At 69.3% G+C, this 24,590-nt stretch carries 26 protein-coding genes; 11 read left to right on the forward strand and 15 right to left on the reverse strand.

Features of this window, described 5'->3' with window-relative positions; translation table 11 throughout:
* The first annotated feature begins 63 nt into the window (after positions 1-63).
* Both ACFS27_RS00135 and ACFS27_RS00140 read left to right on the forward strand, forming a co-directional pair.
* Positions 64-1,077: a helix-turn-helix domain-containing protein gene (locus tag ACFS27_RS00135; protein ID WP_377179120.1), complete on the forward strand. Its 1,014-nt coding sequence runs from the start codon at positions 64-66 to the stop codon at positions 1,075-1,077.
* The gene (locus ACFS27_RS00140) at positions 1,074-2,120 is read left to right on the forward strand and encodes a helix-turn-helix domain-containing protein (RefSeq protein WP_377179122.1); all 1,047 of its coding nucleotides are present in this window, start codon (positions 1,074-1,076) and stop codon (positions 2,118-2,120) included. Before ACFS27_RS00135 ends, ACFS27_RS00140 begins: the two co-directional genes overlap by 4 nt.
* Before the next feature lie 54 nt (positions 2,121-2,174).
* Here ACFS27_RS00140 and ACFS27_RS00145 read toward each other — a convergent pair whose 3' ends face one another.
* Positions 2,175-2,903, reverse strand: coding sequence for a GntR family transcriptional regulator (locus ACFS27_RS00145; protein WP_377179124.1), 729 nt, complete (start codon positions 2,901-2,903; stop codon positions 2,175-2,177).
* A 538-nt stretch (positions 2,904-3,441) separates the two neighbouring features.
* On the opposite strand from ACFS27_RS00145, the gene ACFS27_RS00150 reads away from it, so the two are divergent.
* The 7 genes from ACFS27_RS00150 (at position 3,442) to ACFS27_RS00180 (ending at position 7,653) form a co-directional block, all read left to right on the forward strand.
* Positions 3,442-3,780 carry a hypothetical protein gene (locus ACFS27_RS00150; RefSeq protein ID WP_377179126.1) on the forward strand — a complete coding sequence of 113 codons (339 nt, stop codon included), beginning with the start codon at positions 3,442-3,444 and terminating at the stop codon, positions 3,778-3,780.
* Positions 3,777-4,601 (forward strand): HAD family hydrolase, encoded by an 825-nt coding sequence (locus ACFS27_RS00155; protein ID WP_377179128.1) that lies wholly within the window; start codon positions 3,777-3,779, stop codon positions 4,599-4,601. The genes ACFS27_RS00150 and ACFS27_RS00155 overlap by 4 nt, the downstream gene beginning before the upstream one ends.
* Before the next feature lie 39 nt (positions 4,602-4,640).
* The gene (locus ACFS27_RS00160) at positions 4,641-5,678 is read left to right on the forward strand and encodes a protein-L-isoaspartate O-methyltransferase family protein (RefSeq protein WP_377179130.1); all 1,038 of its coding nucleotides are present in this window, start codon (positions 4,641-4,643) and stop codon (positions 5,676-5,678) included.
* Between the two features lie 243 nt (positions 5,679-5,921).
* Entirely contained in the window at positions 5,922-6,257 is a 336-nt protein-coding gene (locus tag ACFS27_RS00165) for a hypothetical protein (protein WP_377179132.1), read from the forward strand.
* Positions 6,254-6,616: a hypothetical protein gene (locus ACFS27_RS00170; RefSeq protein WP_377179134.1), complete on the forward strand. Its 363-nt coding sequence runs from the start codon at positions 6,254-6,256 to the stop codon at positions 6,614-6,616. The genes ACFS27_RS00165 and ACFS27_RS00170 overlap by 4 nt, the downstream gene beginning before the upstream one ends.
* Positions 6,613-7,155, forward strand: coding sequence for a hypothetical protein (locus ACFS27_RS00175; RefSeq protein WP_377179136.1), 543 nt, complete (start codon positions 6,613-6,615; stop codon positions 7,153-7,155). The genes ACFS27_RS00170 and ACFS27_RS00175 overlap by 4 nt, the downstream gene beginning before the upstream one ends.
* A gap of 210 nt (positions 7,156-7,365) precedes the next feature.
* Positions 7,366-7,653 (forward strand): zf-HC2 domain-containing protein, encoded by a 288-nt coding sequence (locus ACFS27_RS00180; RefSeq protein ID WP_377179138.1) that lies wholly within the window; start codon positions 7,366-7,368, stop codon positions 7,651-7,653.
* A gap of 132 nt (positions 7,654-7,785) precedes the next feature.
* Here ACFS27_RS00180 and ACFS27_RS00185 read toward each other — a convergent pair whose 3' ends face one another.
* The 4 genes from ACFS27_RS00185 to ACFS27_RS00200 form a co-directional block, all read right to left on the reverse strand.
* Positions 7,786-8,316 (reverse strand): NUDIX domain-containing protein, encoded by a 531-nt coding sequence (locus tag ACFS27_RS00185; protein WP_377179140.1) that lies wholly within the window; start codon positions 8,314-8,316, stop codon positions 7,786-7,788.
* 212 nt (positions 8,317-8,528) lie between these two features.
* The gene (locus ACFS27_RS00190; RefSeq protein WP_377179142.1) at positions 8,529-9,047 is read right to left on the reverse strand and encodes a hypothetical protein; all 519 of its coding nucleotides are present in this window, start codon (positions 9,045-9,047) and stop codon (positions 8,529-8,531) included.
* A gap of 18 nt (positions 9,048-9,065) precedes the next feature.
* Positions 9,066-9,692: a hypothetical protein gene (locus tag ACFS27_RS00195; protein ID WP_377179144.1), complete on the reverse strand. Its 627-nt coding sequence runs from the start codon at positions 9,690-9,692 to the stop codon at positions 9,066-9,068.
* A 238-nt stretch (positions 9,693-9,930) separates the two neighbouring features.
* On the reverse strand, positions 9,931-10,437 hold the full coding sequence (locus ACFS27_RS00200) for a hypothetical protein (RefSeq protein WP_377179146.1): 507 nt from the start codon (positions 10,435-10,437) through the stop codon (positions 9,931-9,933).
* Positions 10,438-10,604: 167 nt separating this feature from the next.
* On the opposite strand from ACFS27_RS00200, the gene ACFS27_RS00205 reads away from it, so the two are divergent.
* On the forward strand, positions 10,605-12,239 hold the full coding sequence (locus ACFS27_RS00205; protein ID WP_377179148.1) for a competence protein CoiA family protein: 1,635 nt from the start codon (positions 10,605-10,607) through the stop codon (positions 12,237-12,239).
* Positions 12,240-12,436: 197 nt separating this feature from the next.
* Positions 12,437-13,801, forward strand: coding sequence for a hypothetical protein (locus ACFS27_RS00210; protein ID WP_377179150.1), 1,365 nt, complete (start codon positions 12,437-12,439; stop codon positions 13,799-13,801).
* 281 nt (positions 13,802-14,082) lie between these two features.
* Here ACFS27_RS00210 and ACFS27_RS00215 read toward each other — a convergent pair whose 3' ends face one another.
* From ACFS27_RS00215 to ACFS27_RS00260, 10 genes are all read right to left on the reverse strand, one after another.
* A complete protein-coding gene (locus tag ACFS27_RS00215; protein ID WP_377179152.1) occupies positions 14,083-14,700 on the reverse strand; it encodes a hypothetical protein in 618 nt (205 codons plus the stop codon).
* Positions 14,701-15,607: 907 nt separating this feature from the next.
* Positions 15,608-16,603: a PIN domain-containing protein gene (locus ACFS27_RS00220; RefSeq protein WP_377179154.1), complete on the reverse strand. Its 996-nt coding sequence runs from the start codon at positions 16,601-16,603 to the stop codon at positions 15,608-15,610.
* A 175-nt stretch (positions 16,604-16,778) separates the two neighbouring features.
* A complete protein-coding gene (gene pdxS, locus ACFS27_RS00225; RefSeq protein ID WP_377179156.1) occupies positions 16,779-17,720 on the reverse strand; it encodes a pyridoxal 5'-phosphate synthase lyase subunit PdxS in 942 nt (313 codons plus the stop codon).
* Between the two features lie 119 nt (positions 17,721-17,839).
* Positions 17,840-18,427, reverse strand: a complete 588-nt coding sequence (locus tag ACFS27_RS00230) for a hypothetical protein (RefSeq protein WP_377179158.1) — start codon at positions 18,425-18,427, stop codon at positions 17,840-17,842.
* The gene (locus ACFS27_RS00235; protein ID WP_377183552.1) at positions 18,424-19,620 is read right to left on the reverse strand and encodes a glycosyltransferase family 4 protein; all 1,197 of its coding nucleotides are present in this window, start codon (positions 19,618-19,620) and stop codon (positions 18,424-18,426) included. Before ACFS27_RS00235 ends, ACFS27_RS00230 begins: the two co-directional genes overlap by 4 nt.
* Before the next feature lie 29 nt (positions 19,621-19,649).
* Positions 19,650-20,603, reverse strand: a complete 954-nt coding sequence (locus tag ACFS27_RS00240; protein WP_377179160.1) for a phosphatidylinositol mannoside acyltransferase — start codon at positions 20,601-20,603, stop codon at positions 19,650-19,652.
* The gene (gene pgsA / locus ACFS27_RS00245) at positions 20,603-21,283 is read right to left on the reverse strand and encodes a phosphatidylinositol phosphate synthase (RefSeq protein WP_377179162.1); all 681 of its coding nucleotides are present in this window, start codon (positions 21,281-21,283) and stop codon (positions 20,603-20,605) included. Before pgsA ends, ACFS27_RS00240 begins: the two co-directional genes overlap by 1 nt.
* Positions 21,283-21,855: an HIT family protein gene (locus ACFS27_RS00250; RefSeq protein WP_377179164.1), complete on the reverse strand. Its 573-nt coding sequence runs from the start codon at positions 21,853-21,855 to the stop codon at positions 21,283-21,285. Before ACFS27_RS00250 ends, pgsA begins: the two co-directional genes overlap by 1 nt.
* Positions 21,856-21,879: 24 nt before the next feature.
* Positions 21,880-23,922 (reverse strand): threonine--tRNA ligase, encoded by a 2,043-nt coding sequence (gene thrS, locus ACFS27_RS00255; protein WP_377179166.1) that lies wholly within the window; start codon positions 23,920-23,922, stop codon positions 21,880-21,882.
* Positions 23,923-24,004: 82 nt separating this feature from the next.
* On the reverse strand, positions 24,005-24,436 hold the full coding sequence (locus ACFS27_RS00260) for a hypothetical protein (protein ID WP_377179168.1): 432 nt from the start codon (positions 24,434-24,436) through the stop codon (positions 24,005-24,007).
* Positions 24,437-24,590 lie beyond the last annotated feature (154 nt).

Consider the following 24,590-nt stretch of genomic DNA (forward strand, 5'->3'; position numbering starts at 1 on the left):
GGGTGACGTCGTTCGACGATCGAGCGATCATGGTCACGGTGGTCATCGACGGGGGTGAGGTTCGTGGCACGGTATGTGGACCCGCGGTTCGCTGAGCGGATGCGCATGCTGCGGCACGCCCGCGGGCTGTCGCTGAAGGGCCTGTACCGGATCGCGCACGTGTCGGTGTCGTCGCTATCGGAGTACGAGACCGGGCGTCGGCGCCCGTCCGCGGAGATGGCCCGGAACCTTGACCTGGCGCTGGACGCCGGCGGGCAGCTCGCCGCCATGGTGGTCGAGACACCCCGCACGACAACCGCCGACGAAGCCGACGAAGCGTCCGACCGGGTCACGCACGCGGTCAGCGCCCCGCGGATGATCGACGCCCGGGCGGTCGACGCCCTCGCAGCGGCGCTCGCCGCGCACAGGAGGGCCGACGATGACGCCGACCCGGTGCTGCTGCTGCCCGCGGTCAGCGCCGGTCAGGTTCAGGTGCAACGCCTGGCGGAGCAGGCACGTGGACCGCACGCGCACGCGCTGCAGGTGGTGTCCGCTGAGTGGACCCAGTTCACCGGGTGGTTGCATGCCCAGGCCCGGCATGACGCCGAGGCTGTGCGGTTGCTGACCGAGTCCGCCGATCAGGCCGTCCGCCTCGGCGTGTCGAACCTGGCCTGCCAGGCATGGGGTTTTCGTGGGTACCTCGAGCGGCAACGTGGTGTACCGGCCCGGATCACCCGAGCGTTCCGCACCGCTGCGGAGATTCCCGGGATCTCACGTCTGCACCGCGTCGATGCGATGCTCAACACGGTCCACGGGCTAGGTCTCATGGGTGAGAAGCGCCAGGCGTTGGAACTACTCGGGCAGGCCGACGATCTGACCACGAGCGCAGGCGGAGACGAGGTCGACCCGGCGTCCTACTGGTTGACGCCGACGTGGCTGCGGATCCCGATGGGTATGGCGTATCTCGGTCTAGACCGGGCCAGCGACGCCGTCGAGAACTTGCGTGCGGGCCTGGGGGCGTTGCCTGGCGGCTGGCAGCGAGCGGAGTGGGCCGCCGAGTACCGTGACGCCCTGGCCCGGGCCGAGGACGCCGCATGAAGCGGCCCGTCGATCCGCGGTTCGGTGCCGAGCTGCGCAGGCTCCGTGAAGCCCGCGCGATGTCGCTGCGTGAGCTGTCCGCCGTCGCGCACCTGTCCAAGTCGTTGCTGTCGCTGTACGAGAACGGGTCCCGACTCCCGTCGCCCGAGAACGCCGCGCACCTCGACAAGATGCTAGGCGTCGGCGGGAGGCTAGCGTCCCTGACGCCCGACCCGATGCTGGGCAACGAAGCGACACCGAACGGCATGACTCCGGGCGGCCTGACTCCGAGCGACTTGGAGCAGGCCGAGCGGGTCGCTCACGCCGAGCGGGTGCCTCGTGCGCTGGATGGTGGGGCCGTGGAGTCGCTGGGTGGCGTTCTTGCCGCGCACCGCCGCCTGGACGACACGGTTCCTGCCGAGGTGCTGTGGCCGATCGCGAGCACTCATCACCAGATGCTGGTGCGGGTGGCCGGGGAGGCCCGGGGCCCGCATGTGCCGGCGCTGCATCTGGTGGTGGCCGAGTCGCTGCAGTTCGTGGGGTGGTTGAGCGCGCAGCGTGGGCAGTACGAGATGGCGGACCGGATGTACGCGCAGTCAGCGGACCGGGCCGAGGAGCTGGGCGCGGGCGGGCTCGCGTCGCAGTCGCGCCGGTTCCGGGGTTCTCTCGCGTGGGAGCAGGTCCGCCTGGCGCAGATGGTGGCGCACTACGCGCACGCCGCGCAGACCCCGGGAGCCGGGATCCTGCACCGGATCGATGCCGGGCTGCGACACGCGCACGCTCTGGCACTGCTCGGTGACCCTGCGGGTGCCCTACGCGCGCTCCACGTCGCCAGTGACCTGACCACGGCGGCTGACGGCGCGGCACCCGACCCGTTCGCATACTGGCTGACCAACTCGTGGCTGCGGTTCCCGCTCGGCCTGGCCCACCTCGAGCTGGGCCGGGCCCAGGACGCGGCGGACAACCTTCGCGCCGGGCTGGCAGACCTGCCGGACCAGCAGCGCGATACTCCCTGGACGGCGCAGTACCGCAGCGCGCTGGAGACCGCGCAAGCGCGGGCCTGACCCAGCCCCGAGCACGACACGCTCAGTCCCGGTGCCTGGGCGAGGGTGGTGTGCTCAGTGCGTGTCGGTCAGCGGTGTTGACCACTTCAGGACGGTCGACCCGTTGCAGACCTTGAGCGCCACCTCGACGACGCGGCCGTCGGTCAGGTACACCGTCCGGAGCACCTGGGTCACGATGACCGAGCCGGTGAGCCCGAGGGCTGTGCTCTCGGGCTCGGTGGCGAGCCGAGAGGTCACCTCCTCCAGCACGCGGCCCTGCGCGACGCCGAGCCGCTGGCTGGCCAGCTCACGTGAGCCGCCCGTGGACACCGGCTCGGCCAGCTCCGGGGCGGCCTCGAGGACGTAGGCCGGGTAGTAGGACGAGGACAGGTGAACAGGTGATCCACCGCGCGTGACGAGGCGGCGCCGCACCTGGACGGGCGAACCCGGCTCGACGTCGAGTCGGGAGGCGATCACTTCCTCGGCGCCGACCGTACCGACCTCCACGATTCGGGAGGTCTCCCCCGTGGCCAGAGCGGTACCCGTGACGGCATGCGTGCGCACCCGCGCGGCAATGTTGTCGCTCCCGTAGTCCGTCACGACCGTCCCGGCACCGCTGTTGGCGCTGGTCAGGCCCTCCTGCTTGAGAGTGGCGTACGCCTGCACAACGGTTCCGTTGGACACCCCCCAGTCCTGCATGACCTTCCGGATCGTCGGCAGGCGGTCGCCGGGGCGCATCGTTCCCTCCCGGATCTGCCCGCGGAAGTGCTCGGCGATCTCCGCGTATCCCACAGCGTGCGTCATGCCGCCGACCCCTCATCTCTCCATAGGGAGTACTACCCCGTCGCATCTTGCTCTAGATGGTCCCATCGCGGCATGTAGAGCATGCCGGACATCCTCCACCAGGATAACCGCCACCGGACCCCGGGAACCAGAGCCCAGTTTCGGCCCACCACCCCAACCAGGACACCAAGAATGGCGCCACAGAGAGCCCTGGGTAGTTATCACGCCTCCCGATGTGGACAGCGAACCCCTCTCGGAAACTTGCTCCAGGTGCTCAACTTGCTCCAGGCGCAAATGAGCGACTGAGGGGAGCAATGGTGACCACCCACGACGCGCTGCCAGCCCACTGCCGTTGTAGCGCGACTGCACCGTCCAGTAGCCGCCATGCCCGCTTCGTCGGTGGCACCCGCTCTGGACAGGGCTGTCGTCTCGCGCCGATGCCGCCGCGCAGCCGTACCTCGTTCGATACCTCGCTCCGCAATCGTCCGACCGGTGACGCGCCGGAGAAACCGTCACCGGTCGGGTCCCCAAACCTCGACCAGACCCCAGGAGACCTGCGATGGGCACGTCCTACTCACCTTCCGACCACGCCGCAGCACCCGATCCCATGCCCGGGGACACCTCCTCGATCTTGCTCGCCCTCGATACAGCGAGAGCAGCCCTCGTGGAGATCGGCGCGGGCCGCATCGAACTGCTGACGGCCACCGGCAGCGGGCAGGTCACGATCCAGCCGACCCGCCTGGCCGACGGCGAGAGCATCGCCCAGGCGCTCGACCTGGACTCGCCGCTGGACCACCGCATGGTGCCCCCCGGCTACACCCTCTGGTGCGGGACTCGCGACGGCTTCGAGTTCCAGGTCCGCGGCGCGCTCCGTCAGCCCCTTGGAGTCCGGCCGTGAGCCGCCCGGCTGCGCGCCTGATCACGCTGGACGTCGACGGCACCCTCCTGGAGACCGGCACCACCGTCCCCGAGGTCACCGCCCGGGCCGTGGCCGCCGTCCGCAAGGCCGGGCACCACGTCGCCCTGACGACCTCACACCCGCTCATCGGGGTGCTGCCCGTCGCGCACAGCCTTGCCATCAGCGGGGTCTGGATCGTCGGGTCGAACGGAGCCATCACCGCGTACGCGTCACCGTCGGTGCCTGGCGGGTTTCGCGTGCACGCGGCGCGCACCTTCGACGTCGACCCCGTCGTCCACCTGGCCCGCACCCGCATACCCCGCGTGAAGATCGCCGTCGAGCTGGCAGGGTGGGGGTGGCGCGTCAACCAGCCGTTCGACCCCGGCCACCTTGACGGACAACAGCACGTCGTGGCCGACCTGGGCGAGCTGTGGGCAACACCAGCGACCCGCATGGTCCTGTGCGCGCCGGGCATCGGCGCCCTGGTCGAGCCGCTGCGCCAGCTCGGCCTCACGCCGAGCGCCGCGGGCCTGGGCTGGGTCGACCTCACGCCGCGCGGACCGTCCACGGCGTCCGCCCTGGAAACACTCCGGGAGCACCTCGACGTCCCGCCCGAGCGCACCGTGGCGATCGGTGACAGCTGGACCGACGTCGCGATGCTGCAGTGGGCCGCCTACCCCATCGCCATGGGCAACGCCCCGACCGCCGTCAAGGCCCTCGCGAAGCACGTCACGGGCCCGGTCGGGCGCCACGGCGCCGCGGACGCCCTGCGCGCGCTCCTGGACACCGACGCTTCCCGGCCCGCCACCGTCCACGCCTAAACCCCCACCCCACTGGTACCAGTTCTGGAGCACTGCACGATGATCAGCACGCGGAGCACCATCGTCGGCACCGACGCCGTCGCGGACGCCGCCCGGGCCGTCCCCCACGAGATCTACCTCGGACCCGACGGAGAGGCCGTCAAGCCCGTCATCTCCCGCAGCAGCACCTGGCAAGACCTCAGATCCTTGGACCTGCGGCCCCGCATGCGGGTCCTGCAGGTCGGGACCGGGTCCGGCTACCCGGCCGCGCTGATGGCTCACATCGTCGGCCCCGGCGGTCACGTCCTGACCATCGACCCCGACGAGGCGCTGACCAGCCGCGCCGGTGACCTGTTCGCCGCTCACGGGCACCGTGCGATCGCCGCGACGGGCAACGGGCTCGCCGGACACCCCGGTCGCGCACCGTATGACCGGATCGTGGTCGCCGGCACCCCGGCGGCGATACCTGCCGCGTGGATCGACCAGCTCGCCCCCGGCGGGGTCCTGGTCACCGGGTGCAGCGTCTCCGACCTGCCCGGTGCGTATGCCGTCGCACACATCGTCAAGACCCCGGCCGATGACCTGCACGTCACCGTGCACGCCGGCCGGTACCCGTTCATGCAGTCGCCCGTCGTCCCGTCCCACGTCACGGTCGTGACCGCGACAGACCAGCCCGGGTACTACCTGGCCTCAGCCAGCGACGACCACCAGACCACGACCGCCTTCCTCACACTCCTGCGCGCCGGTACCGCAGGGCCCTGGCCCGGCCCGCCCGGCGAGTTCCTCGACTTCAAGCACTGGCTGCTGGCACGTCAGCCTCGGGGATTGTTCACCGCAGTCACCGAGCGCGGGGAGGGCGTCGGGATAGGCGACCGTGCCCCCAGCAACTTCGGTCTGGCAGCCAGGTCTGACGGCCCGCCGGAGGCCGTGATGATCACCCCCACCCACCTCGTGACCCACCCGCAGGAGTCGCCGACCTGGGCCCGGTTCCTGGACCTGATGGACGAATGGCGAGCAGAAGCATCGCGCACCACCCACGAGCTCGACGCCGTCATCTGGCGCGACGGCGACTCCTACCACGTCCGCCTCAACGACTGACGTCGACGACTGACCACGACCGCAAACCCTCCGGACAACACAGACAGTGAGGATCTTCGATGACCGAGCTCCTGCTGCTGGTCGGCTACCTGCTGGCCGTCGCAGCCCTCCTGGTATCCGCCCTCGTCGCCTGGCGCCACTGACCACCACCACCCGGTGCTCACGCACCCCGACCGACAGGACGCGAACAGAGCCCGCACACCGACCCACCACACCCCGACCCACCCCAGCCGGAGGCCCGCGATGCACAGCACGACCGAACAGATCGCGACAGACCAGATCGTGCGCGACTACCTCAACGACGTGGAGCACCTGCTCCAGCAAGCCGACACCGCTTCAGTGGCCGTCATGGCACCCACCGAGCTGGAACGGACGATCCACGCACTGCGCGCGATCCTGGCCGACACCCCCGACACCAGCGATCACGGTCACCGCTGCACCACCAGGTGGGCACCTCGGTGGGCGTGGTGGCACCGGGCGTGGCCGTGCCGGGCGTGGCAGATCGCCTACCAGCACCTCGTCGCCGCTGCCCCGGCCCACCCGACCGGACCCATCCACCCCGTCCGCGGCCCCCGATGAACCCCACGACCACCACAGCGACCCGCACCACGTCCAGGACCTCATCAGGTACGGCCGGGCAGGGCTACGGGTGGGAGAAGGCTGTGATCGCCCACTGGTGTGGCGTCAACGTTCTCGACGTCAACGCCAAGAACACGGCACGCATCTTCGTGCCCGACGTCGTCACGGTCACCGAGATCATGCTCACCGTGGGCTCAACCCAGGATGCCTGGGCGCTGGCCGTCCTGCTCGACCTCCCTGCGGCACCGTCCGATCCGGCCGTGGCCTGGCGGACCTGGGCCGGGTGGGTCTCGGACCTGTCCGCACAGCAGCCCGTGCTGGTCTCGGTCACCGCACCCACGGACCAGGAGGCGCAATGACGCGCCGGCACACGCTGCACGCACCAGCAGCGGGGATCCGCCTGGCTGTGACCACAGGCACCACGATCGTCCTCGATCCCGGACCTGACGAACGAGCCCGTCGGCGCAACCTCACCCGTGAACGTCTGCTGACCGCTGGCGTGGTCGTCCTAACGGTGGTGAGCGTGGAGCTCCTGCGGACCTCCGAGTCGCACGACCGGCCCTGGACGCTCGCCGCGGGGCTCCTGCTCAGCGCGGCGGTATGCCACGCGGCCCGCCCCGGGCGCCGCACAGTGCCCGGCGTGCTGGTCGACGTGCTCGAGCCGCTGCGCGCCACCTTGCCCGCACGGCCCGGGGAGATCCACCGGCTGGTGTGGGAGGCCGTTGGCCTCATCTCGGCCGAGGCATCCGGGCAGACGCCGTTCCCCGAGAGCGGTGGCCACCTGGGGGAACAGATCCACGCGCGCCTACGCGTGCTTACCGCCCCGGTCACGCGGGCCGCCACAGGCCTGCGGGCATCGCCGACTAGTGCCCGGTGTTCGTCATCGCGCCCGATCTGAGGAGCTGACGGTGATCATCGCGATCACCGGGAATACCCGGTACGCGACACCCGACCTCGCGCGCCGCTCCGCGCAACTGCGCCACCTATCGCAGCGCCGCGGGCGCAGTACACACATCGGGCCAACCGGGAACGCACCACCACCAGCCACAGGAGGCAGGTTTCGCGTGTCGACCACGAGTGAGCTGCGGTCCGACGACGTTGCCGCCGAGTGAGCACCGAGAGCTCCACCAGCGCCGGCAAGGCACTCGACTCCCGGTCCGCCCTGACACCGGCCACCGTTGCGTCGGGCGCCACCGGCGCTCACGACGTCGACGCCTCCGAATGCCGCTCCACCCGCGCCGCGATGCACGACTACCTCAATCGCCGCCTCCAACCCCGCCGGCAGCGTCGGTTCGAAGCCCACATGGACGGTTGCGTGGAATGCATCCGCGCGTTCATCCACATCCGTGAGCTGTCCTGGAAACGCCGGGCGGCAGACCAGCCACCGCGAGGCTGACCACCGACCGCCCGCAAAGCCGGACCGCGAGAAGGCCCGTCGTAATCGGCCCCGATCACGACGACTCTCGTCCTACGAGCTCCCTGGTACGGACCTCGCCCACGCTCTACTCGACGAGCGCGCGGGGGTGCATCAGCGAGGGCCGAGGGCCGTGGTCCCGGCGCCGGGGACTGGGTGACCCGTCCCGGGCCGTACACCGTCGAACAGGTAGTTCGTGGTCTTGCGGGCGCGGGCGTCGAGCGCGGCCTCCACCCGCGGCGCGACCCGTGGCGGGAGCAGGCGCGCGCACTGGGCCGGAGTGTGGAACTCGGCCGCGTCGAGCTCCTCCGGGTCGGCCTGCAGCCGGTATGGCGAGGCAAGGTCGCCGCCGTCGAAGAGGAAGTTGACCAACGACCGAGGCCGCGGCCCGGCCGGTGAAGCCCAGTCGACGACCAGCAGGACGCCCGCGGTCACGTCCAGGTGGAGCTCTTCGCGCAGCTCGCGCTCGGCTGCCTGGTGAGGAGCTTCGTGCAGATCGACATACCCGCCGGGCAGGGACCAGTGGTCGCGGTAGTTCGGCTTGACCAGCAGTACCCGGCCCGCGTCGTCGGTGATGAACAGCGCGGCCGCGGCATGGAACGCGGCGAGTTGCGCGTACCACTGGTGCGGTTCGACCCACGTCATCCTCACGACTCTATCGGCTGCGCAGGCGCGGGCAGATGCTCACGAGCCGCGTGCAGGAAGCCGTCGACAGCCTCGCTCCCGCTGTACACAGACAGCCCACGAGCGAGCTCGCCGATCCGGTCGGCGACCGTGGTTCCCGACGAGCAGGTGGTCAGCGGTGACCGTGCGGGTGATCTCGGCCAGGCGCACCGTCGCCGCCTGCTCGTTGTCGATCAGCCGGGCCGGCGAGTGCTGGCGGTGGCAACCGGTTCTGTGGGGCGGGCCAGGCGCCGTAAGACGGCCGCCTTGTCCACACCACCATCCTGGTGGCGGAGCAACGTTCCGCGGGCGACCATCTGAGCGATGGAGCCCCGCGTGATGCCCAGCATGTCGGCAGCTTGCTGGTGGGTGACGGCTCCGTCGACCTGCGGGGCCAGGGCTGCAGCGCACGCTCGGCCCAGGGATGTGGTCCACCATGGGTCAGGCGGGTCACCCCGTCCCCACAGTGCGTTCATGAGGTCGATGACGGCCTGGGCTCGCACGCGGGTGTCGGCACCGGTGAGCTCGGCGGCCAGGAGCCTGGAGCGGGCCTCGGCCCGGTCCAGCATCAGGTCGTGCGCGTCGATCCCGAGCAGGGGTACCAGCGGCCACAGGACATACGCGTCCAGGTCCTGCACGATCTGCCCGGCCACACCAGGCCCTGCCGGCCGGCCGGCCGGCTCCTCACCGTGCGCGGGCGCGCTCTCAGTCATCGCCGACCAGCCGCCCGCTCAGACATCGGCGTGGTGCTCCGCATCGCCGTCGGGATCGAGGGCGTCGCTGTCGGCGATGATCCAGTACGTTCCCGGGCCCCGGTCGGCCTCGTCCTGGGCGTGCGACCACTCGTGCACGTAGGCACGCTGCCCGGCGAGCTGCTGGGGGTGGGACACGATGTTCGTCTCCCCGGTGGCGCGCGAGCGTCCGATACCGATCGGCGGCTGCTCGGGGTCGGTGCCTACCACGACCCGGGGCCATCCAGTCACGTCGTTGACCCCGGCGGTGACGTCCTCGGGGATCCACGCCACGGTGACCTGGCGCTCCTTGCCCCACGCGTCGCGGCCGGACACAGTTGCGGTCAGGGCACGACCGGCCACGTCTGCCCGTGCCACCCACTCGCGCACGCACCGCTCCACCAGGTCCGCCGCAGTCCGGTCGTCGCCGTCGAGCGCCTCCCAGGACCTGTCTTTGCGCTCCGTCGCAGTCCAGCCCTCCCCGTCATCCTCGTCGATGACGCCCATCTGCTCTCCGTCGGCACGGGTGATGACCAGCACACCGTCGTTGTCGTTCCGGTAGCAGTCCGCGCCCGCCGACCTCGCGACCCTGCGAGCGATCACGGTCGCCCTCGACGCCTCGGCCATCACTTCCCTCCTTCAGTGGGCACCTCGCCCATCACTGTCATGCAGTATTGCATGACACAGGTGGGGCTGACGAGAATCTCATAACTGCGGCGCCATCACTCCCAACCTCGATTACGGGTTGCCACCGCCAGACTCCCGTCGGGTCTGCCGCCAGCGTTGCGCAGACCGAGCGAAAGCGACCGGCGGGTGCTTGGCGACGGTTGGCGGGGCCCAGCAGTTCTATGGCCGCCCCGTGCCGTCAAGCCCGGCGGAACCACTCCTCGGTGGCGGACATCTGCTCGTCGGTGTCGGTCATGATGACGAACTCGCCGATGTCCTGGATGAAGGGCAGGGCGCGGAGCGCCTCGGCACTGGGCAGATCATCGGGAATCGGGCTGTCCTCATCGGAGTCGATGGCGTTGTCGTAAGAGACCCAGTTGTTGGCCGCGAGCAGCTCGGCGAAGCCTTCGAAGTCGTCGTGGTGCCGCGCCAGGACCTCGCCTGTGCGGTGGTCCGTGATGGTGTTCATCACCGGACAAGCGTCCTTCCCGGGGCAGTCGCCGTGCCCGCCACCGTCGTGGTCGACGACGGTGTACCCCTCGGCTTCCACCGCCGCTATCCGCTCCATGTGGAGCCGGTCCTGCTGGCGGTAGTGATCGACGGCGTCGCTCACATAGGCGAGAACGGCGCGGCCTGCTTCGAGGGCGAGATGGTCCGGGATCTCGGCCGGGATGGAGGTGGGAGTCGTCTGGCTGGTCGTGTTCACGGCGCCTAGCCTGGCCGAGAACCATCGGCGGCGCTCGTCATGGCGCGAGGTGAGAGGTCGTGGTGGTACGGCGTGCTTGTACTGGGTGCGGGCGTGCCGTGCCCGGCTGGTCGGGCAATGGATATCAGCGCCGGTGGATGTCAGTGGCTGCCGCGATACTCGCCGTCATGGACGAGGCGGACGCGGCGGTACTCAGACGGTTCCAGCAGAGCACCGAGCAGATGGTGCTCGCAGCCGACAAGCATCACGGCTTCAGGCCGGTGAAGTTTCCCGTCGGGCTGACGGACGAGGTAGCCAAGAAGGCATTCCGGCAGTACACCCAGGATCACTTGGTGTGTGTGATCGAGGATTGTCACGCCCCGCTGCAGGCTCACTTTCGGACGACCCGGCGCCCTGGATTTCAGCATGATTCTGGTACCGCCAACCCGCACGGCAACGAGTCACACCTGCATCAGATGGGCAAGCGGCTGGTGGCCCGCTGGGCTGGTGAGCAGGCAGGTGCGACGGTGCAGGTCGAGGCGACCTCACGCGACCGGACCCGGCGGCCCGACGTCACGATCAACACCCCCACCGGCAAGAAGATCGCCGTCGAGGTGCAGTACGCCAGCATGACAATCGCCCACTACCTCGCCCGCGACCAAGACCACGCCCGACAGTACGCGGTACGCGTGTGGCTCCTGGGTCACTCTGGAGAGCAATTCACCGTCGATAAGGGCCGCATCAAGCTGAACGAGCTCGCCCGGAAGATCGCCGCCGATGGGAACACCTTGCTGTGGATCAACCCGCAGGACGGCACGATCCTCACTGCCTGGTCCGGATCAGAAAAGGACCCTCACCCGCTTCGCGGCCAGGACAAGGAGACCGGCCTGTGGTCGATCGCGCCGCTGGACCTGTGCCACATCGACGACCGCACCGGCATCCTCACACCAGCAGGCGAGCGCATACAGATCGCCGAGGACCGCCGCCTGGCCGCGCGTCGACAGCTGGAACTGGCCCAACAAGCCCGCCGTGAGGAGGAACGCCGGCGCGCCGAGATCGCAGCACGTCGCGAAGCCGCCCAGCGCGCAGCAGCCGAGAGGCAGCACCGCGAACGCACCAGCACCTGGGATGCATCCGCCGAGAAGGTGTGGCTCGACGCGTGGCTCATCGGCGAACACCGCAACAAGGCCCTGACCGTGCTGACGGCGACCAGCCCGCAGGAGGAAGCGATCGCTGACGCGCTGGGCCAGTCGTGCGTGCACTGGAAGACTCGCGTCTACCAGCGCATCGCGACGGCCAGGCAGGGCGAATGGGTCTCCTGGGGGAAGGCACTGGGAGCCTTAGAAGCCACCGGCGACGACGGCACATCCCGCCGTCTGAGCAAGTCCCACTGGACCGCGTTCGAGAAGTACCTGCGCGTCTTGGGCGAGGCCGGGCTGATCCTCGTGATCGGAGACGACCACACCCCGACTACCGCGCCGGTGAGCATGGATGGCAAGGGCAAGCGCCGCCCCCATCGCGCGCCTGATGGCCGCACCCGGACGACCGCCGTACAGGCCCCGGCTTCCACGCCCGTCCAGGAGACCGCTCCCCCACCGCCACCCCCGCCTCCACCGCCACCCGCGCAGGAAGAGCCGCCCGCGTTGGCGGAGTCTCGGCAGGTCGAGGAGCCGGTACAGCCCCAGGAGGCAACTCCAGCGCCCGCCCCGGACGACGGACGGGGTACGGAACCCGCGACGGCGGCCAGGACAGCGCAGGGCATCCGTACCGAGCGACAGGGTCTGGGCACACTCCTGGATCGGCTCTTGCGCCGGAGACGCTGAGGCTTCCCACGTGGTCGGGCCCGGGAACCCATCCCTCATTGCCCGACCAGGGGAATTCAGGGATGCACATACGCTGCCCAGCCCATAGCTCAGTCGGGCGACGCGGGCAACGGTCCGTCGCGAAATCACTCGACCGGTGAGGGTGGAATCATCCAAGCCACCTCGTCCCATGACACCCATTGATCCAGGAGTCACCCGTGCCCACGCCGACCGATCCGCATGCACTCGACGACGCGCCGGCGGCCCGCCAAGGGATCTGCGAGCTCTGCACTGATCCAGGTGATCTCGTCCGGACAGACCTGCGGGAGAACGTGTACCTGTGCGCGACCCACCAAAGCGCCCAGCTGCGCCGTCGCCTTCCGTGGCGGCAGTACCTCAGCCTGGCGAGCGTGTTCCTGGTCGCGGTCCCCTTCCTTGCCCTCTATGCCGGCATCGCCTACGACACGATCGCGGCGGTGAGATCCGACGTCGTGCTGCCCTCAAGGACACTGCCAGAAGCTGTCGCGTACGGGTGGGGCATCCTCACCATGGCGACCGATCACTGGGTTTCCCTCGGGATCGCCACCGCGGTCGCGATCGCGCTGCCGGTCTCGCTGGTCCTGATCGCCTCCCAGGGCGAGACGGTCGCCAACCGGGTCGAGCAGGCGTCCGTGCCCAACCTGGACGACCACGTGCGGCTCCTGTACTTGGACAACGCGCTGGCGATGATCAGGGGTATTGCGATGCTCACCACGGTCCTGACGCTCATCCTTGCGATCGATGCGATGATCGACGGTGAACCGGGCGGGGCACAACAGGTCCTGTTCTGCCTGATCCTTTCCGCCATGCTGACTGTCGAGATCGTCAAGCTCGGCGCCTTCTCGAACTTCGCCAGCAAGAGCCACCTGAAAGTCACGGCCGACTTCGCCCTTGGCGTGAGCGGCCGTCGCAAGTACGCCAGGAGCCTCGATTGGACACGAGGTGTCATCGTGCTGGCGATCATCCTGAGCTTTCACGTCATGTGCTTCCTGGCGGCGACGTTCCCAGCCGGGCTTGCAGCCGTCGGCACGGGACTCGCGCTGACGTTGGTGTGCGCGGTCTGCACTGCGATCCTGGCAGCCCTGGCATCCCTTTACTTGCACAACGGAGACCGGCCTACCGGAGCGCTCGTCGTCGGCGTCGGCATCTTCTTCGGGATGTGGTGGGCGTCGACTGTCTTCGATATCGCCTACGACAAGAACTTCCACCTGGTCAACCCCTGGGGCGTACTACTGGGCAGCGGGTCGTTCATCCTGCTGTATCTACTGATCGCCCTCGGACTGATCAGTACGGGCCCGTTCAAGGGGCTCGCCTACTTCACCGCCCGCATCGAGGACGCCACCACGGCCCTCAACAAGGCGACTCGCCACACACGCACAAAAACTCGACGAGACCGAACCGCCCAGCGCGAACACAACACCCGACAGAACGCGGCCAGTCCGGCAGACCAGGAGCATCCTCCGGCAGGAGCCACACCCACGGACGAATCGGCGGCACCGGCCAGCAGCGGCGCCACTCTCGGTCAGGCCTGCGGTCGCCAGTAGAGCGGCAGCGGGGATCTGGCATCGTGATAGCAATCGCGAAAGGGCGCTTCTTCGTGGCCCGCAGGTGTCCCAGAGAGGACCGAGCAGGCCACATCGGTGACTCGCCATAGGTTTGGGCCCGTGAGGCGTGCCGCACGAAACTCCTGCAGAGCCCGTCAATGGCTCTCCGGAGACACTCAAGTGACACAGAAGGCCGCCGTCGACACCCACATCGATCCGATCACGGCGGGAAATTCGGCAAGGTGGCCCAGCCCTAGCGGCATACCTCTACCCACGAGAGTTCAGACCGAGTATACCCACAGCGTGTCGAGCTGCATCTCCGCCAAGGCCAGCGCGATCTCTGACTGGTTGAGTGCGTGCTCACCGTCACGAATGAGCACGTGGAGCACCTGGACCTGCGGGGCGTCCTCTTCCTGGATCGCCAGTTCCCCGAGGTCGCGGATCTCGGCGTATGCGCCTTGCAGTTGCTCCTCGTGGTGCGCTGACAGCACCCGGAGGCGTCCGACTTGGTTCCGCCACCACCGCATCCGTGACTCGCGATCGAGCATGGTCCTTCCCTCGATCCACGCGCGGGCCTCCGCTTGCCGGACGTCACCAGGCAGTCCCGTAGCCAGCGGTCCCTCTGGATCGGGCATGTCGATGGGGATGTGCGTCAGCAGGACCGCCGGTGTCGTCCCAAGTGCGTACGAGATCGCTACGAGGTCGTCGACGGCGACGGGACGTTCTCGGTCCTCCATCTCGGCGATGCGGCCAGCAGAGATTGCGTGGCCGGACATCTCAAGCACGTAGGCCAGCTCGTCGCGGGTGAGCTCGCGCAGTTGGCGGTAGTGGGTGATGGCGTCGGAGACGGCGAGAGAGGTGGGGGCGAACGGCAGCATGAGGGGATCGTAGAGGAGCACGAAGATCTCCCTCGAAGGAGTTGCGGATACCGCACTGGAAGCGTGTCCAGTTGCGGATTCAGCACAGCGATGACAGGACGCCGGCGGGTACCTGTTCGCTCGTCGAGACGTGGGCTTTGGACGCTTCGAGGGCCCGGATGGCCTAGGAGATCAACGTCCGCCTCGAGGACTATCGCCAGTTCACACCACGCAGCGCGCGATGGCGGCCGTGCTCTCGAGTCGAGCGGCGCCGACAGCCCCGAAGCCCTTGTTCTTTCCAACTCGCTCCGAACGTGCGGCGCATGGCCGATCCGTTTGACGATCGACACCGAGCACAGTCGGCGCGAAAGTCGGCTCCTCAAGCCTCCCTGGCGCCCGAAGCCACACGTCGTAGCACCTGAAGAACCAGACCCTAGAGCCCCTCCTGGACAGATCGGCCAACCGATAGAGGGATCAATAGATCATCCACCGCCTATCGTTGCTGCCATTGATAGATCTATGCGATAGACTACTGGAATCGCAGCAACCATCAGTCGATACGCCATCAGGTGGGTTCCATGTCCAGACAGCACCAAGGCGAGCTCGAGGCTCGCGCGGGCGACTCGGTCGAGCCTGAACGACCGACGGAGGCCGAGTGCTGGAAGAACTTCTGGGAGAAGCTCGCGGCAATCTGGGTATCGATGCCGCCTGAGGCGCAGCAGAGGTGCATCGATCGAGCTGCAGAGCGAAGGCGAGAAGCTGCTGCGTCATAGTTTCGACTGAGACCAGACGCGACGGGCCCAGTGGACATGGCGTCTACGGAGCCCGCTGCACGATGCGCCGCGATCAGCGATATCGCACACGCACAAGTCTCATCCCAGGTAAACCGTTGTGTTCCGCTCAGCCGTGGACTGTGTGGCAGAAGAGCCTCGAGTTGCCAGTCAGTTGGCTAGGTGTCGAGGAAGTCCCATTCGCTGCCGAGCACCCAGCGCAGCGCAGAGAGCTTGCCATTGAGCATCCCGAGCTCGAAGTCGGTGTAGGGTCCAAGGTCGCCCGGTTGGGTATACGTCTCCTCGACATCTCTCCGAGGGGAGCCCGCAATCGCCAATAGGCGTTCGAGCGCGGCCTGGTCGCCAGCGTCCTGCAACCGGTACTCGTGCTGAAGGGAACGGTGGTACCAGACGCGGTCGAAGAACACCTTCTCCGCATTCAGGATCTCGTCCAAGCGTCGTGGCTCTTCGACGAAGTCTGTATCGGCGAACAGCTCCTCGATCTCCTGCCCGAAGTACAGCAGGAGGAGATCGTTGAGTCCATCGACGCCGAGGGCGTACGAGGACTGGTCGGGCGCGAAGGCAGGCGCAATGTCTGGATGAGGCTGCCGCTTGTCTGCTCCCTGCGCAGAGAAGTCCTCGCTGTTCGACGTGATGAACGCGTGCGGCTCGCGCGCGAGGTCGCCATCATTGATGACGGTTGCATACAACTCGATCAGCAGTGCGTCCGCGACGCTATTGCGAGACCGATGGAACGGCGCTCGCTTCGCAAGACCTCGTTCGACCACTGCCTGGTGGTTCGCGCCGGTCGGTTCGACGACTCGTGCAGATCGCAGCAGATCGAGGGTCTCTTCGAAGTTGCGCGTCGTCATCGCCCCGATCAGCGGCACGTGACGGGCAAGATCTTCGACCACCTTCAGTGCGTGCTCGTTATCCGTCCCGCCATAGTCGTCGAGGTCTTGCCTGATGAGCTTGAACCGCTGAGCGACGCTCGAGGTCATGGACTTCTCGATCCGTTCCCGGTTCCGCTCGAACTCGTCGACCACGACGGAAGGCACGAGCAACTCGACCTTGCCCTGATGGATTAGGACACGGAGAGCGACGATCCACCGCTGCCCGTCGCGCCGTTTGGACAGGTCAAGCCATGTCGATGTGTCAACAAGCAGGTGCAGCATGCGCTCCAACGTATCCGCGCCAGAGCTGCGCGACTACATACGAGACCAGAACCGGAACCGCGGCCGCTGCCGACTCACCTGCACCCAACTAACTGTGCGGACACCACACCTGCACGGCGGAGAGGCTCCGCAGACACGACGTCTGCGGAGCCTCGCCCGTCTGCTGCAGGGCAGGTCAGCGGTCCTGGAACCGCTGGAACTCCGTGCCTGTCAGGAGGTCGTCCTCGGCACCAATCTTGGACACCGGCACGTTGATACCGACCATCGCCTCGCCGAGCCCGCGCGAGACCTTGGCGATCACGTCCGCGTCGTCGAAGAACGTCGTGGCCTGCACGATCGCCTTCGCACGCTGTGCGGGGTTGCCCGACTTGAAGATGCCAGAGCCGACGAAGACGCCCTCGGCGCCGAGCTGCATCATCATCGCGGCGTCCGCCGGAGTGGCGATACCGCCGGCGGTGAACAGCACGACCGGCAGCTTTCCGGTGGTCGCGATCTCCTTGACCAGCTCGTACGGCGCCTGCAGCTCCTTGGCGGCGACGAACAGCTCGTCCTCCGGCAGCGACGTGAGGCGGCGGATCTGCTGGCGGATCTGACGCATGTGCGTGGTCGCGTTCGACACGTCGCCCGTGCCGGCCTCACCCTTCGAGCGGATCATGGCCGCGCCCTCTGTGATGCGTCGCAGCGCCTCACCCAGGTTCGTCGCGCCGCACACGAACGGGACGGTGAAGTTCCACTTCTCGATGTGGTTCGTGTAGTCCGCGGGGGTCAGCACCTCGGACTCGTCGATGTAGTCGACGCCGAGCGACTGCAGCACCTGCGCCTCGACGAAGTGCCCGATGCGCGCCTTCGCCATCACCGGGATGGAGACGGCCTCGATGATGCCGTCGACCATGTCGGGGTCGCTCATGCGCGACACCCCGCCCTGCGCACGGATGTCGGCAGGCACTCGCTCCAGCGCCATGACGGCCACCGCACCCGCGTCCTCGGCGATCTTCGCCTGGTCGGGCGTGACGACGTCCATGATGACGCCGCCCTTGAGCATCTCGGCCATACCGCGCTTCACGCGCGCGGTGCCAACCGTGCCCACGGTGTTCTCGCCGGTCACGGATTCAGTCACGGTTACCTCGCATAGTTCTCGCCGGTGGGATCGACGCCGGTCGTTCCGGGCGCGGTCGGCGCCCTACCTCGATCCTATCGTCCGGCTCCGGCAGGCCCCGCCCGCTGCTCGCGGACCGGTCACCCGCCGTTGGGCTCCAGGGCGTGCGGCAGAGCGTCGTCCAGCTCCACCGTCCGCGGCATGGGGGCCCGACCGGCCAGCCGGAACAGCCGCACGTACCAGAGCCTGCGCACCCGCCGGGCCTGCGCGACCGCCTCGTTGTGGAAGCGGCGGGCCAGCGTCGCCCGGTACCAGGCGGCGGCGAGCGCCGCCACGACCTCACCGGCGGGCCCGGCCCGCAGGACCCTGATCGCCTCCGGGGCGCCCATCGCCTCCCGCAGCGTCGCCGTGAGCCCCGACTCGGCCCGCTCCCGCGCCGGCCCCAGCCCGTCCATCTTCAGTGCGGCGGCAGGCGAGGTCACCGGCCCGACGTCCGACGCCGCGTACGCCGCGTCGGCCACCAGGACGGCGCTCGCCGGGTCGAGAACGCCCGACGCCGCGAGCTCGACCGCCGTCGACGCGCGCCGCACGAGCTGCGCGTCGAGCGCTATCCGGGATGCGGCGACCTTGCGGTGCAGCCGGTCCAGGCGGTATGCCCCCCGCCAGGCGAGCAGCAGGCCGACCGCGAGCGCCCCCAGCACGACGAGTGCCATCTCCGACCAGGTCATCCGTCGCCTCCGACCCGGCGTGGGAACAGCCCCATGACGCGCCCGACGACGTCGCCGCCGATCGCGTGGTCGGCCGCGAGCGTCATGTCGTACACGGCGAGCACCTGTTCCGTGACGCCGGACCAGTCGAACCGCATGACCCACTCGGCGGCGTGGGCGCGGTAGGCGTCCCGGCGTGCGGGGTCGGCCAGCAGGGCCAGCACCGTGGTGGCGAGGTGGTCGGGGTCGCCGTTGCGGAACAGGGCGCCTGCTGCGCCGTCGTCCAGGACGCGCTGGAACGCACCCAGGTCGCTGGCCACCACCACGGATCCTGCGCTCATGGCCTCGACGAGCACGATGCCGAAGCTCTCCCCGCCGGTCTGGGGTGCTACGTACAGGTCGGTGGAGGCCAGGAGCTCGGCCTTCTCTGCGTCGGTGACACCGCCGAGGAACTCGACGGACGAGGCGTGCTCCCCGAGGAGCTCGCGGGTCTCGGCGGCGACGCCGCCTCCGCGCCCGGCCACGAGGAACCGCGCACCGGGCATGCCGCGGAGGATCGTGGGGACGGCCCGCAGCAGGACGGTGAGGCCCTTGCGCGGCTCGTCGAGCCGGCCGAGGAACGCGATGGTGGGGGCGTCGGGGGTGCCGGTCCACTCGGGACGCCGCGGGCTGCTCGCGAAGACCTGGGAGTACACGCCGTTCGGGATCACCACGGCGTCGCCGCCGAGGTGGTCCACCAGGGTGCGGCGCGCGTCCTCGGACACGGCGATGCGGGCGGCGATCTTCTCCAGGGACTGCCGGACCAGCGGGTAGGCGACCTGGAGGGCCCGCGAGCGCACCTGCGAGGTGTGGAAGGTGGCGACCACCGGTTCGGTGGCCTGCCACAGCGCGAGCATCGACAGCGAAGGCACCATCGGTTCGTGCAGGTGGACGATGTCGAACGGGTGACCGTCGATGCCGACCTCCAGCCAGCGCCGGACGCGGGTGGCGGTGAGCGGGCCGAAGGTGAGGCGCGCCACCGACCCGTTGTACGGCACGGGCACGGCTCGGCCTGCGGCGGTGACGACGCCGGGGAGCTCGGTGTCGTCGCTGGAGGGGGCGAGCACGGACACCTCGTGCCCGGCGGCCTGGAGCGCCTCGGCGAGGTCGCGCACGTGGAACTGGACGCCGCCGGGGGCGTCGAAGGAGTAGGGGCAGACGAGGCCGACGCGCAGCGCGCGGTGGCTCCGACGCCGCACGACCCTCATCCGGTCTCCCGCCCCCGGGTGGTGCGCGGCCGGGCGGGTCCGAGATCGGCGACGAACACGCGCTGCAGCATGTGCCAGTCGTGGGTGTGCTCGACGATGGTCCGGCTGAGCTGGTCCACCCAGCCCTGGGTGAGGAGACGGACCCGTTCGTCGCGCGGCAGTCCGGCGTCGGGCACGGGCAGGGGTGGGTAGAACGTGATCACGATCCCCCACGGCGTCCCGGCGGCCCGTCGGCGGGCGCCGTGCAGCCGTTCGTAGTTGATGCCGACCGCGTGCACGGGGATGTCGGCCTCCAGGCCGAGCAGCGCTGGTCCGGCGGCTACTCGTGCCCGGTGCCCCACGAGGTCCACCTCGATGCCGGTCGAGGTGAGGTCACGGTCGCAGAGCAGCGGGATGAGCCTGCTGCCCTCCTTGGCGCTGCGGATCAGGGAGCCGAGCACGTCGCCGTTGCCCAGGGCCAGCACCTCGATGCCGAGCGAGCCGCGGAACCGCACGAACTCCTCGAACAGCGCGTCGGGCTTGAGCCGTTCGGCGACGGTGAGCACGCTCGCGAGGTACTGGGAGCCGTAGGCGCCGGCCAGGTCCCAGTTGCCGAGGTGGCCCAGCGCGAGCGAGGCAGCACCCCCGCCGTCGACGACGGGCCGCACGTGCTCGTCGTAGCCCTCGACCCGGACGCGCGCCCGCAGTCCTTCCGGGGTGACGCCCTGCAGGGTGAACGCCTCGCGGAAGTACCGCATGTAGCTGCGCATGCCGGCCCGGGACAGCCGTCGGACGGCGGCGGCGTCGAGGTCCGGGCGGACGCGCGCGTAGTTGTCCTCCATGCGGCGCACGCTCTTGCCGTGCCGCAGCCACGTGACGTCGGCAACCGCCGTGAACAGGCCTCGGAGCAGTGGCTCGGGGATCTTCGTGGCGTTCCGCCACGCGAACGTGTGCACCGCCGCGACGTCCATCAGGCTCCCTGCCCGGCCAGCGGGCCGTCGCGCGGGTCGTCGCGCGGCTCGGCCGGTGGTTGGACGTCCTGCCGCGTGAGCTGGGCCCGCACGGTGGCCATGCGCTGGACCACCGTCACGAGGCTCGCGAGCGCCAGCAGCGTCAGCACCACTTCCAGCACGACGACCGGGAGCCCCACCTGCAGGAACGTGAACGGGACCAGTGCGAGCACGAGCCGGTCGGCGCGCTCGGCGATGCCGACCTGCACGGTCGCTCCGACGCTCTCGCCGCGGGCGCGGGCGTACGGGACCACGCTGCCGAGCACCAGGCAGGCCAGCGCGACGGAGATGCCCCACAGGCCGTTGTGCTCGTCGGGGTGCAGCACGAACCAGAGGAGGATCCCTCCGAACACCGCGCCGTCGGACACCCGGTCGAGCGTCGAGTCGAGGAACGCACCCCAGGGCCCGGAGCGCCCGGACATGCGCGCCATCACCCCGTCGAGCGAGTCGAAGAGGACGAAGAAGCCGACGAGGAGCCCGCCCACGAGGGTCTGCCCCGTGGGGAAGAGCGCGAGGGCCACGGCGGTGACGACCACCGTGCCGGCGACGGTCACGGCGTCGGGCGAGATCCGCAGCGCGAGCAGCAGCCGGGCCAGGGGCGTGAACACCGTGGTCATGAAGGAGCGCAGGCCCCGGAACATCAGTTCTCCTCTCCGCCCCCCGCTGTCACCCACGCCTCCGCGAGCCGGCGGCGGGTGTCCCCCAACAGCTCGGGCAACGCCTTGGTCTGGCCCACCACGGGCAAGAAGTTCGCGTCTCCCAGCCAGCGGGGCACCACGTGCTGGTGCAGGTGCGCCGCGATGCCCGCGCCCGCCACCTCCCCCTGGTTGATACCAAGATTGAAGCCTGCCGGCGCGTACACGGTGCGCGACACGCGCATGGCCTGCTGAGTCATCTGTGCCAGCTCGACCGTCTCGGCCGCGTCCAGGTCCGTGTAGTCCGAGACGTGCCGGTACGGGAGCACCATGAGGTGCCCCGAGTTGTACGGGTAGAGGTTCAGCACCACATAGCACCGCTGCCCGCGGGCGACGACGAGGCCCAGTTCGTCGTCGCCCTCCGGGATGCGGCAGAACGGGCAGGTCTCGACGGTCGAGTCGGTGGGCCGGTCCTGCCCGCCGATGTAGACCAGCCGGTGCGGCGTCCAGAGACGCTGCAGCCCGTCCCCCGGCGGGCCGAACGTCGCCGACGACTCCGGTGCGGGCTCCGTGTTCATCCGACGACGACCATCAGTCACCCGTCAGACCTGAACGCGGTCGCGGACCGCACTCACGATGCGCTCGACGGCGTCGGCCACCGGGACGCCGTTCTCCTGGCTCCCGTCGCGGAACCGGAACGACACGGCGCCGGCCTCGACGTCCTCGCCACCTGCGATGAGGGTGAACGGCACCTTCTCCTTGGCGGCGTTGCGGATCTTCTTGCCGAACCGGTCGTCGCTGTAGTCCACCTCTGCCCGGATGCCTCGGGCCTTGAGCTGCGTGACGACGTCGGCCAGGTAGTCGTCGAAGGCGTCGGCGACCGGGACCGCCTTGACCTGGACCGGGGCCAGCCAGGCCGGGAACGCGCCCGCGTAGTGCTCCAGCAGCACGGCGAAGAACCGCTCGATCGAGCCGAACAGCGCACGGTGGATCATGACGGGGCGCTGCCGCGAACCGTCGGCCGCCGTGTACTGCAGGTCGAACTTCTCGGGCAGGTTGAAGTCCAGCTGGATCGTGGACATCTGCCAGGTGCGGCCGATCGCGTCCTTCGCCTGCACCGAGATCTTGGGACCGTAGAAGGCAGCGCCCTCCGGGTCCGGCACCAGGTCGAGGCCCGACGCCGTCGCCACCTCCTCGAGCGTCCGCGTCGCCTCCTCCCAGGCCTCCTCGGAGCCGACGGACTTCTCCGGGTCGCGGGTGGACAGCTCGAGGTAGAAGTCCTCCAGGCCGTAGTCCTTGAGCAGGTTCAGGACGAAGGTCAGGGTGGCGGTGAGCTCGTCCTTCATCTGCTCGCGCGTGCAGTAGATGTGCGCGTCGTCCTGGGTGAAGCCGCGGGCACGCGTCATGCCGTGCACGACACCGGACTTCTCGTACCGGTACACGGTGCCGAACTCGAACAGGCGCAGCGGCAGCTCACGGTAGGAGCGGCCCCGCGAGTCGAAGATCAGGTTGTGCATCGGGCAGTTCATCGGCTTGAGGTAGTAGTTCTGCCCCGGCTTGCGGACGGTGCCGTCGTCGTCGAGCTCCTCGTCCAGGTGCATCGGCGGGTACATGCCGTCCGCGTACCAGTCGAGGTGCCCCGAGACCTGGTACAGCTTTTCCTTGGTGATGTGCGGGCTGTAGACGAACTCGTAGCCGCCCTCGATGTGCTTCTGCCGGGAGTACTCCTCCATGGCGTTGCGGATCACGCCACCCTTGGGGTGGAACACCGCGAGGCCCGAGCCGATCTCGTCCGGGAAGCTGAAGAGGTCCATCTCGGAACCCAGCCGGCGGTGGTCACGGCGCTCTGCCTCGGCGAGGCGCTCCAGGTAGGCCTTGAGCTCGTCCTTGGAGGGCCACGCCGTGCCGTACACGCGCTGCAGCATCGGGTTCTTCTCGCTGCCGCGCCAGTAGGCGGCGGCCGAGCGCTGGAGCTGTACCCCGTTGCCGATGAGGCGGGTGCTCGGCAGGTGCGGGCCGCGGCACAGGTCCTTCCAGACCACCGTCTCGGTCTCGCGGCCGGCGCCCCGGACGTTCTCGTAGATCGTGAGCTCGCCGGCGCCCACCTCGACGGAGGCGCCCTCGGCGGCATCGGCGGACGAGCCCTTGAGGCCGATCAGCTCGAGCTTGTACGGCTCGCCGGCCAGCTCCGCGCGGGCCTCATCCTCCGTGACGACCCGGCGGCGGAACGTCTGGCCCTCCTTGATGATGCGGCCCATGATCTTGTCGAGCGCCTTGAGGTCCTCCGGCGTGAACGGCGTCTCGACGTCGAAGTCGTAGTAGAAACCGTCGGTCACGGGCGGGCCGATGCCCAGCTTGGCGTCCGGGTTGACCTGCTGCACCGCCTGCGCCAGCACGTGCGCCGCGCTGTGCCGCAGCACCGCGAGGCCGTCCGGCTCGCTGATCGTCACGGGCTCGACCACGTGGCCGGCCGGGATCTCCCGGTCGAGGTCCCACAGCTCTCCGTCCACCCGCACCACGACGACGTCGCGGCGCTCGGCGTACAGCTCGACGCCGGTGGTCGTGGCCGTTGTCTTCGTCGCCTCCGTGGTGGTGTCAGCCGAAGGGAGTGCGGTGGGGCTGGGCGGCGATGCGACGTCGGACACGACGGTGCTCCTATGGGAAGGTCATGGAAACTGATCGAGGGGCACCGTCGTCGCCGACAGTGCCCCTCGATCGTACCGACCGTCAGTCGCGGCCGCCGCCACCGTGGCGGCCCGGACCGTCGTTGTCACGACCGGCGTGGCGGCCCTCGCCGCCGCCACCCTCGCGGCCTTCGCGGCCCTCGCGGCCCTCGCCGCGGCCACCCTCGCGGCCTTCGCGGCCCTCGCGGCCCTCGCCGCGGCCGCCCTCGCGCTCCTGCTGCGGGCTGGCCTGGCGCTCCGCTGCCTGCGGCTGGGCCTCGCGCTGCTGCGCCGGCTCCTGTGCCGACTCCGCGCCGCCGCCCCACTCGCGGGCACGGTCGCCCATCGAGTCGATGGCGCCGTCTGCCTGGTCGGGCGCGAACTCCTTGAGCTTGTCGGTAGCTGCGCCGACGTTCTCGTCGGTCATCTGCTCCTTCGCCTTCGCGACGTTGTCCGGGTCGGACGCGAACTCCTTGGCCTTGTCAAAAAGCCCCATGTTGAAATCCTCTCGACACAGGCACACAAATGGTGCACCCCCTGCGGACGGCGGGGTCCCGCCGCCGATTCGAACCTACGCGCACCCGAAGTGCAGCGCACGGTGGCGCCGACTGGCTGCGCGGGGCCGAAACTACCCACGGGCGGCGGGTACC

It is taken from the genome of Promicromonospora vindobonensis (genome assembly GCF_042685865.1).
GTDB lineage: Bacteria > Actinomycetota > Actinomycetes > Actinomycetales > Cellulomonadaceae > Promicromonospora > Promicromonospora vindobonensis.